Source organism: Armatimonas sp. (assembly GCF_043760365.1).
GTDB lineage: Bacteria > Armatimonadota > Armatimonadia > Armatimonadales > Armatimonadaceae > Armatimonas.
The window spans coordinates 1-9,548 of sequence record NZ_JAYUPA010000792.1 but is presented as its reverse complement, the minus strand read 5'-3'; the positions used below and the strand labels follow the sequence as shown (position 1 = coordinate 9,548).

Sequence of the window (9,548 nt, the reverse complement as noted above, 5' to 3'; positions counted from 1 at the left end):
GATTTCTAGCGACTGAGTTTGTTTGGCAGATGTCCGAAAAATCATGTTCTGTGTGTTTGTCAGGCTGACGAACACCGCTGTATTGAGGGTTTGTTTTCCCTGGCTCGACTGGTACTTGTCGGGTTTTCCCAGGCGTCTGTCCGGCCACACAGTGAGAGGATCGGCATCGTCGGGGAGCTGCACCGCGGTGGCTTCCTCGAGGCGTTGGCGCATCCGATCCGTGCTCGACGAGCCGGATCGCAGGGAGTGACTGGTAGCCTGCATCCCTAAGGAAAGCCGCACTGCACCAATAAACAAGAGAAGTGACCCGACGATTACCAGTGTTGCAATGGCCGTGGCGACGAGAAGCTCTAGCATGGAGTGTGCGCGCGTGTATTTTCGCGGCTTGCTCACAGGGTTCTCCAGGGTGCTCACAGGGGGCTCCGGGGAATGAGAGTCGTTTCTGAGTAGCTATGTGCGAGTCCTGAGCTATCCTGCCACCTCACTTCGGCGGTCACTCGGACAAGAGGATACGTGTCGCTCCCAGCGACTGTCCGTTTTGAGGGAAGATAGGGTGCCATATAGACGTTGCCACGTGGCACCGAAGCGCCAGTGCCAGGAAAGTACTGGCTGAGCTGATTGGATTGGGTGAACTCAAAGGTCGCACTGACTGCGCCCTGCGCATTTTCGAGGCGGGTCGGAGTCGTGGGCGCTCCATCCACGATCCCTGCGCCACTCTGGCCCAGATCGGGTCCATTGAGCGCCGTGTATCCTACCGCCTGAATCTGACTTAGTTTATTAGCAACCAGGGTTCTTGCCACAAGAAAGCCACCCGCCTGGTGATTAGAGTGAGCCGACGCACTTAGGGTGATAGCCACCATGATTCCCATTGCTACCAAAAGAACCATGCTCAGCAATACTTCCGTTAATGAAAAGCCATGAAGACGATTACTCCTACTCACATTGGAGATTATCGGCCTGCACTATAATTCGCAGTAGAGTTGCCGACTGACTTTGTGCGTGATACAATCCCCCCTTGGCGCAGTGTTACTGCGTCGGGAGAAAAATCAATCATGCCGAAGATGAAGAGCCACAAGAGCGCAGTCAAGCGATTTCATGGTACCGGCACGGGTAAGCTGATGCACCGGCACAGCAAACGGCACCACTCGATGGTGAAAAAGAGCCCTCAGTGCCTGCGTCGTTTGTATGCCGAGTCCGTGCTGGATCCGGGTAAGGCGAAGGCGGTAGGTCGCCAGCTTCCCTACGGAGCCAACTTCTAAATCGTAGACCCTCACCGCCCGGGGAGACGCTCACAAAAAGCGCCGGGTTGGTACACGGGAAGAAACAGCGGCAGCAAGAGCCGCGCCCGATAAGGAAAGAGTAAGATGCCTAGAGTCAAACGTGGCGTGATGACAAAGAAGCGCCACAATAAGATCATCAAGCAAGCGAAGGGCTATTTCAGCTCTCGCAAAAATGTATTCCAGACAGCCAATGAGGCTGTCGCCAAGGCCGGAAACTATGCGTACCGTGACCGTCGCGTTAAGAAGCGTGATTTCCGCCGCCTGTGGATCGCCCGTATGAGTGCGGCTTGCCGCAATGGGGGAACAACCTACTCCGCGTTTATTCATGCGCTGGGTAAGGCGGAGATCTCCCTGGATCGCAAGGTTCTCTCGGACATGGCGATCAACGATCCCGGAGCGTTTACCGCCCTCATCAAGCAGGTGGGTCTCGCGGGCTAACCCCGCCTGTGGAACAAAACAAAAAGCCCGTGGCATCCGCCACGGGCTTTTTTCACACCAACCCCCCATCCCCCGTCCGACGGGGGGGATAATAGGAACATGACCGACGAACTAAAACAGATTGAGGCGGAGGCGCTGGCGGCGATTGCTGCGGCGGAGGCGACTGGGGCGCTGGATGAGGCCGATATTGCCTATCTGGGCCGTAGAAATGGCAAGCTTACCGGGATGATGCGTCAGCTTGGGAGCCTGCCCGCTGACCAGAGGCCGCTCTTTGGCCAGGCGCTTAACGAGGCTAAAGCGCGGGTTGAGACCGCGCTCGCCGAGCGTAAGGCGCAGCTTGCTGCCGCCGAGCTTGCGGTTCGTGAGCAAGCCGAGGCGATTGACGTGACGCTTCCGGGGCGCTCACGTGCCCCCGGACGGCTGCACCCGCTCACGCGCACTTTTGCCGATGTTAAGCAGGTGTTTCTCGGGCTGGGCTTCACGTTTGTGGATGGCCCCGATGTCGAGGACTATTTGTTTAACTTCGACTGGTTGAACTACCCGCAGGATCACCCGGCCATGGACGAGCAAGACACGTTCTATGTCGACGGGGGAGCCGCTTCGGGGCAACCTGGCGCGTGGCTCTTGCGCACGCACAGCACGGGGTCACTCCAGGGACGCACCCTCACCAACGCGCCCGAGGCTCCGTTCCGTATGGCGACCATGGGCCGCTGCTTCCGTCGCGACGCCATGGACGAGACCCACTCGCACACATTTCATCAGATTGATGGCTTCTCTATCGCGGAGGGCATCTCGCTGGCTGATCTCAAAGGCGTACTCGCCGAGATCGCCCGTGGGCTCTTTGGCCCGGATGCCATTGTCAGGTTCCGTCCGGACTTCTTTCCCTTTGTTGAGCCGGGCGTGGAAGTCGCGGTCTGGTGGAACAACCGCTGGCTCGAATTAGGCGGCGCGGGGCTGATCCACCCCAATATCCTAAAGCGCGCGGGCTACGACACGGAAAAATACACCGGCTGGGCCTTTGGCCTCGGGCTAGACCGCATGCCCATGATCCGCTACGGTGTCAAAGACCTGCGGCTCTTCCTTGATAACGACCTGAGATTTCTGGGGCAGTTCTAAAATGAGAATTCCACTGAGTTGGCTAAATAACTATATCGCCGTTTCGGAGGGCGAGCAGGCCGAGGTCGCTGATGCGCTGACCATGGCGGGGCTGGAGGTCGAGGAGACGCTTCAGACGCCGTTTGGAGACGTCTGGCACACCAAGATCACCCCGAATCGCGGCGACTGGGCCAGTGTCTACGGCACCGCACGGGAGCTTGCCGCCATCTATCCAAACAAGAAGCTGCAACCACCCCATCCCCCCCGCTTGGCGGGGGAAGGGGGGGGAATCAAAATCCAAATTGACGACAGCGCGAACTGCCACCGATTTCGTGCGACCGTGATCAAGGGGGTCAGGATCGGCCCGACCCCGCAGTGGATTCAGGATCGCCTGACTGCCGCGCTGGGCGACCGGTATCGCATGATCAACAATGTCGCCGATATCACCAACTATGTGATGTTAGAGCTCGGCCAGCCGCTTCATGCCTTTGATCTGGACACGATCCCCAATGGCGAGATTGTCGTGCGGCAGGCACTTCCAGGCGAGAAGCTGGTGACACTGGATGGCACCGAACACGAGCTGCCGCTTGGGACGCTTTGTATCTGCGATAACCAACGGGCGATCTCGATTGCGGGGATTATGGGCGGCAAAGACACCGAGATTACCGAGGGGACGACCAACGTGTTGCTGGAAACCGCGCACTTTGACCCGTTCTGCGTGCGCCGCACTGCCAAGAAAATCGTGCGTTCTGAGGCGAGCTATCGGTTTGAGCGCTATGTTGATCCTAACTTAGTTACGCTTGCAGGAGATCGTGCGGCGCAGCTCATTATCGAGCACTGTGGTGGCGAGCTCGTCGGGGTTTCGGAAACTGTGGCGCAGCCGATCCCGAAGCGACGGTTTCTAGCGCGGCTCGATCGGGTTCGTGCGTTGCTCGGTGTGGACGTGGATCGCGACGCGGCGATTGCGGCACTAACCCGCCTTGGTTTGGAGGTGGAGCAGTCGGCGGGGGCGCTGGACTGCCTCATTCCTGCCTGGCGGCCTGATCTTGCGATTGAGGACGATATCGCCGAGGAAGTGGGGCGGATCGCGCTGGGGTACGCCAATATCCCCGAGAAGATCGCCTGGCAGATCGGGCAGCGAGGTCAGGACTCGCCGCGCGCCGCGTTTATTATGCGCCTCAAAAATGCACTTGTCCAGCAGGGCTTGCAGGAAGTCATTACCCACTCGCTGGTCGCCGACGGCGGCCCCGGAGCGCTGCTTCTGCGCAACCCAATGGCCCCTGAGTACAGCCAGCTTCGTACCTCGCTCGTGCCCAATCACATTGGAATCGCCCAGCGTGCCACTCGTGAGGGTATCCGTGACATTGCGATCTTCGAGGTTGCCAATGTCTACAAACCCGGAGCCGAACCCCTGCGCGTTTCTGGTCTGGTCGCGGGTTCGGGCAACCCCAATCTGTGGGCGATCAAGGGCGAGAGCTACCCGGCGGATTTCTACTTCGCCAAGGGCCTTGTCGAGAGCCTGCTGGAAGGCCTTGGGATCGTCGCTGAGTACGTCGCCGACACGTCACCGTTTACCCATCCGTATCGCACGGCCAGCGTTTTGGTCAACGGCCAGAACATTGGAATGGTCGGCGAGTTCTCGACGGCAGTGATCGAGGCCAACGACCTACCCAAGCGCACTTGTGTCTTTGGTCTGGACGGTGAAGCTCTCGCGCTTCTCGCGCACGAAACGAAAGTCGGGTTCTCCGCGCTCCCCGAGTTCGCACCGGCGACCCGTGATCTTGCGCCGGTCTTCTCCAAAGACATTCCCTACGCCCAGATTGAGCAAGTGGCGCACGAGAGTGCCGGGTCGCTGCTGGAGTCGCTGCGGCTCGTGGATGTGTTTGAGGACGCGAGTAAACTAGGCGAGGGAAAGCGCTCGCTCACGCTTCGCTTTACCCTCCGTGCGCCGGATCGGACGCTCACCGGCGAGGAGATTGAGGCGACCCTAGCAAATATCCGAAAAGCACTGACGGGAATCGGAGCCGAGCGGCTATAATAACCCCAGAAAACTTCCCCTTCTTTCGTCCCGTGGAACGCGGAAAAAGACGAAGGAAGGGGGGCCAGGGGGATGGATGTTCAAAGTAGCCATTATCGGCACTGGCCTGCCGTGGAAAACGGAAGGCGCGACGGGATTTGGGATGAGCCGTGCCCATGCGCCTGGGTATGCCAAGTCCGGCAAGTGTGAGATTGTTGCACTCTCGGATCTTAAAGAAACGAGCATGACAGAGTTCAATGTGGACTTCTGTAATGGCAAAGCGCGGCAGTACACGGACTATAAACAGATGCTCGCCGCTGAGAAGCCTGACATCGTCTCGATTGCCACCTGGCCGCACCTGCACGCGGAGATGACTATTGGAGCCGCTGAGTCAGGTGTGAAGGCGATTCACTGCGAGAAGCCGATGGCGGGGACGTTCGGTGAGGCGCGGCGCATGGCGGCGGTCTGTGCCGAGCGGGGCGTCCAGCTCACGTTTAATCACCAGCGCCGCCATCTGCCCGCGTTTCAGACCGCAAAGAAGCTCATTGCCGAGGGGGCGATTGGGGAGCTGACCCGGCTGGAGGGAAGCTGCTCGAATCTGCTGGACTGGGGGACGCACTGGCTCAATATGTTCCAGATGCTCAACGGGGAGGCCGCGCCCCTCTGGGTGATGGGACAGGTGGACTACCGCAAGCCGCATCAAGTCTACGGTGTCATCCACGATACCGATGGGATGTGCCTGGTGGGTTACGAAAACGGCGTCCACGGCCTGCTCTGCACCGGAGAAACGGCGGAGAAAGCCGTGGGCTGCTCGATCAAGGCCATCGGAACCGAAGGGACGCTGGAGCTTCACAACACGGCACCCCATATTTGCCTTCGCAAAGGAAGCACGCTGGAAGAGCTGACAGGCGCTGAGACCGAGGGCGGACTGCACGGGGGCTTCGCCAACCACGATAATGTGGTGGATCTGGTGAATGCACTCGAAAACGGCACGAAACCCCTCTGTGATGTGAGCAACGCGCTGGCGACCACCGAGATTATCTACGCCTGCTACGAGTCGGCGCGGCGGCGGGGGCGCATTGACCTGCCTCTGACCATTGATGATCACCCCCTGGTAGCACTGGTGGCGTCGGGAGCGTATCCCGCGACAGCGCCGTGAAGGTATAGTGAGTGGTAAGGATCAAAGAAACTATGCGACGAAATTTATTTTTTGTGGGCGCTCTGGCGCTCGTGGCAGGCTGCGCTTCAACAGGAACAACGACTCCTCAGCTTAATCTACCGACGGCGGCGCAGCTTCGGGCGGTGCCCCTAAGCCTTGGAGTGGGCGGGAAGACGCTGAAGGGCGAGACGCATGTCTGGCGGGACTTGATGCCGATGGTGGGGGAAACGGTGCCCAATGGTATTATCGTCTCCATTACCATCAAGACCGACGACAGCGCCGCCGTTCCCGGAGGGCTGCGTGCTGAGCGGGTAACGGTGACCAATGGAGACGCGGTCTGGACCTCCACTGTTGTCGAGATTCGTAGCGAGGAAACGTCGTTTGGCGCGGTGGTTCGTGGTGGCCCTGAGTGGACGGTTGGTACCAGCACCGATGTGGTGGTTGACTTCCGCGACAGCTCGGGAGGGGTCTACCAGCTCCGCGCTGTTGGCCAAGTTGTCCAGGGAGCCTTCTAGGGTTTCGTCAGTGCCTCGTCCAAATTAAGCAGCACATTCCCAACAACCGTCCATGACGCTAAGATGCCAGGGTCATCGCTGGATGTTACGGGCTGGTTGGCATCTTTTAGGAGCGCGCGAGCATCGCCTGGGCGCTTGCGGAACTCTGAGAGTGTCTCGGCGAAAAGCTGCGCGAGCCGCTTTGTTTCGGCGACAGTGGGCTTTCGTGCGACGATGCGCGTGAAGCCTGCGCTGAGTCCGTGGGTTGCCATCACGCGTCCGAGCGCACTAGCGGCCTCCACAAACGCCGGATCGTTGAGGGTGATGAGTGCCTGGAGTGGTGTGTTGGTGCGAATCCGTCGCATCAGACAGACCTCGCCGCTGCCGCCATCGAAAGTGGTGAGCATCGGGTGGGGGCTGGTGCGCCGCAGGAACGTGTAGAGGCCCCGTCGCCAGCGATCCTCGCCCGGGCTTGTCTCCCACTTCATCCCTGAGTAAGTCACTTTCCAGAGCCCGCCCGGTTGTGGGGGGAAGACGCTTGCACCGCCGATTTTTGCCGACAGTAGCCCGGCTGCCGCGAGTGCCTGGTCGCGGATCACCTCCGCCGAGAGCCGGAAGCGGGGGCCACGCGAGAGCAGCCGATTGCGCGGATCTTTTGCCAGCATCTCTTTTGTTACCGTGGAGGCTTGCTGATAGGTCTGGCTCAGAACCAGTGTCTTCAGGAGCTTCTTCACGGACCAGTGGCAATCGTTCTGGAAGTGCACGGCGAGCCGATCTAAAAGCTCGGGGTGCGACGGCGGTGCGCCCTGCGTCCCAAAGTCTTCCTCCGTCTCGACAAGCCCCGTCCCAAAAAGCCGCGCCCAGTAGCGATTGACCTGCACGCGTGCCGTGAGCGGGTTTTCCGGCGAGACAAGCCAGCGTGCCGCGTCCAAACGTGTTGTTGTCATGCCCTTGGTAAAGGCAGCCAGGGTGGCGGGCTTGACGATCTCACCAGGCTCTAAAAAATTCCCCCGGACATGCACTCGGGTGACACGCTGGCGGTTCTCTGGGAGCTCACGGAAAATAGGGGTCTGGGGGAGGGAGCGCTTTAGGACTGCTTCCTCCGTTTGCAGGCGCTCCAACTCGGCATAACGCGGCGGGTTGGTCTGCTTGAGATAGGCTTCGTCGCGCTCGGTGGCGCTCAGCGAGACGCTTGGAGTAAGCAGGGCGCGATCCGCCGTGCTCACCGAGAGCCGGAAACAGCCGACAGGGAGGTTGGCATAGTTTTGCGTGAGGCGAATCTCCAGTGTCCCGCCATCAGTGACGAGCGGCTGTGCAAAATCAAAGACCGCCACATGCGGCTCCGCGTTCTTAGGGAACCATGCCCAGCCCGTGTCCTCTTTGCCATCTATCGCATTTGCGACGGGCCAGCCAACTTGTGCAAAGTCTGCACGGGCAGTTTGTAGGGCGATTGGCGTGCCTTTGTAGCGCACCGTCAGCTCGGAGAGCACGGCATTCTGGTCGTTTGTATCACGGCCTGGCCCGCCCTTTGGCAGCGACGGATCTTTCAGCACCTCCAGCCGCAGAGACGTGAGTGCGCCCGCTGGCACGATAAGCGAGAGGGTATAGGCTTCTTTTTCCGCCCGTGCCCCTGAGACGATCAGCGCACCGTCCGTCCGGCTGACTAGTTTTGCCCCGCTGGTTGCGGATGCATTTTGCAGTGCGAGCGTGCTCCAGAGATTTTGGGTGGCAAGAGTCGCTTCCCATGCCGTGCGTTCTGGGGTAGACTTGGCGGCTTCCGCGCGGATTTCCTTCAGGCGCACGGTGAGTGCGGCGAGGCGCTGACTCTGCGCCCCGGTCGCAATTGCTTTCGTCGGCGCGTCGTCGTAGCGGTCGGCATCCTCAGTCTGGTTGAAGAGGGCGTAGAACTTGTAGTAGTCGCTCTGGCTGATCGGGTCGTACTTATGGGTGTGGCACTTGGCGCAGCCCAGAGTGAGGCCCATCCAGATCTGTCCGGTCGTGTCCACCCGATCTTTCACCGCAATCTGACGGAACTCTTCGTCGTCGGTGCCGCCTTCGTCGTTGGTGGGCGTGTTGCGATGAAACGCCGTCGCGAGTATTTCGGAGTCCGTCGCGTTGGGCAGTAAGTCCCCCGCGAGCTGCTGCACGGTGAATTGATCGAAGGGCATGTCCGAATTAAAGGCGTCAATCACCCAGTCACGCCAGCGCCACATCGTGCGCGGCAGGTCTTTCTCGTAGCCCTTGGTGTCGGCGTAGCGTGCCAGATCCAGCCACAGACGCGCCCAGTGCTCCCCGTAGCGCGGCGAAGCCAGAAGCTCGTCCACGAGCTTCTCATAGGCATCGGGCCGCGTGTCTCGTACAAACGCCTCGACGCGTTCGGGAGTGGGGGGCAGGCCAGTGAGATCGAGCGCGACGCGCCGAATCCGTGTCCGTTTATCGGCCTCCGGCGCGGGGCTGAGTTTTTCTTTGGCGAGGCGAGCGCGGATGAAGGTGTCTATCTGAGCATCCATCCTCCCGGAAGTGGACGAGGGATGGAGAGGGAGGAAACTCCAGTGCTTCTCGTACTGCCCGCCGCCACCGATCCAGCGCAGGAGTGTGCTTCTCTCGTTTGCTGTGAGTGCATGCCCACTACGGGCGGGAGGCATAATAAGGCTATCACCGATAGGTTTCTGGATGCGCTGTGCGAGCTTGCTGGCGAGAATATCGCCGCCGACCACGGCGGCGTTGGGAATGTCAAGGCGTAGATTGGCCTTGCGCGCGCTCTCATCCAGCCCGTGACAGGCATAGCAGTGTTTGGCGAGGATTGGCTGCGCCTGCCGGAACGAGACAGGCTGTGGCGGCTTCTGTACCCAGACAGGCGCAAAGGCGAGGGCGGCGAGAGCGACTTCCCAAAAACACTTCATGCTCCTATTTTAGCCGACTTTTGGGGCCGGTGGGTTGCTCTCGGGAACCCGCAGCACGAGAAAGAGCGCCGCCAGCACCCCGACAGCGCTCATCGCCACAAACATCATGCTGAAACTGTAGCGCTCGGCGAGCCAGCCACAGAGCGGCGGGGAGAGCGAGAG

The 9,548-nt window shown here is 60.2% G+C and carries 9 protein-coding genes; 6 read left to right on the top strand and 3 right to left on the bottom strand.

The genetic code is table 11. The features are described 5' to 3' along the window. On the bottom strand, positions 1-393 hold a 393-nt coding region (locus tag ACH2EH_RS19200; RefSeq protein WP_395144183.1), incomplete at its 3' end, for a hypothetical protein. A 17-nt stretch (positions 394-410) separates the two neighbouring features. Then, positions 411-887: a hypothetical protein gene (locus tag ACH2EH_RS19195; RefSeq protein WP_395144182.1), complete on the bottom strand. Its 477-nt coding sequence runs from the start codon at positions 885-887 to the stop codon at positions 411-413. Between the two features lie 165 nt (positions 888-1,052). Here ACH2EH_RS19195 and rpmI point away from each other — a divergent pair, with 165 nt between their 5' ends. The 6 genes from rpmI to ACH2EH_RS19165 all read left to right on the top strand — a co-directional run bounded on the left by rpmI (position 1,053) and on the right by ACH2EH_RS19165 (position 6,504). Further along, a complete protein-coding gene (gene rpmI / locus ACH2EH_RS19190) occupies positions 1,053-1,259 on the top strand; it encodes a 50S ribosomal protein L35 (protein WP_395144180.1) in 207 nt (68 codons plus the stop codon). 105 nt (positions 1,260-1,364) lie between these two features. Then, positions 1,365-1,718: a 50S ribosomal protein L20 gene (gene rplT / locus ACH2EH_RS19185; protein WP_309688880.1), complete on the top strand. Its 354-nt coding sequence runs from the start codon at positions 1,365-1,367 to the stop codon at positions 1,716-1,718. A 99-nt stretch (positions 1,719-1,817) separates the two neighbouring features. After that, positions 1,818-2,834, top strand: coding sequence for a phenylalanine--tRNA ligase subunit alpha (gene pheS / locus ACH2EH_RS19180; protein WP_395144178.1), 1,017 nt, complete (start codon positions 1,818-1,820; stop codon positions 2,832-2,834). A gap of 1 nt (position 2,835) precedes the next feature. Then, the gene (gene pheT / locus ACH2EH_RS19175; RefSeq protein WP_395144176.1) at positions 2,836-4,851 is read left to right on the top strand and encodes a phenylalanine--tRNA ligase subunit beta; all 2,016 of its coding nucleotides are present in this window, start codon (positions 2,836-2,838) and stop codon (positions 4,849-4,851) included. A gap of 76 nt (positions 4,852-4,927) precedes the next feature. Further along, on the top strand, positions 4,928-5,989 hold the full coding sequence (locus ACH2EH_RS19170; protein WP_395144174.1) for a Gfo/Idh/MocA family protein: 1,062 nt from the start codon (positions 4,928-4,930) through the stop codon (positions 5,987-5,989). A 32-nt stretch (positions 5,990-6,021) separates the two neighbouring features. Then, the gene (locus tag ACH2EH_RS19165) at positions 6,022-6,504 is read left to right on the top strand and encodes a hypothetical protein (protein WP_395144173.1); all 483 of its coding nucleotides are present in this window, start codon (positions 6,022-6,024) and stop codon (positions 6,502-6,504) included. On the opposite strand, the gene ACH2EH_RS19160 is transcribed toward ACH2EH_RS19165, so the two are convergent. Beyond that, a complete protein-coding gene (locus ACH2EH_RS19160) occupies positions 6,501-9,386 on the bottom strand; it encodes a DUF1549 domain-containing protein (protein WP_395144171.1) in 2,886 nt (961 codons plus the stop codon). The genes ACH2EH_RS19165 and ACH2EH_RS19160 overlap by 4 nt on opposite strands. Positions 9,387-9,548: the final 162 nt, after the last annotated feature.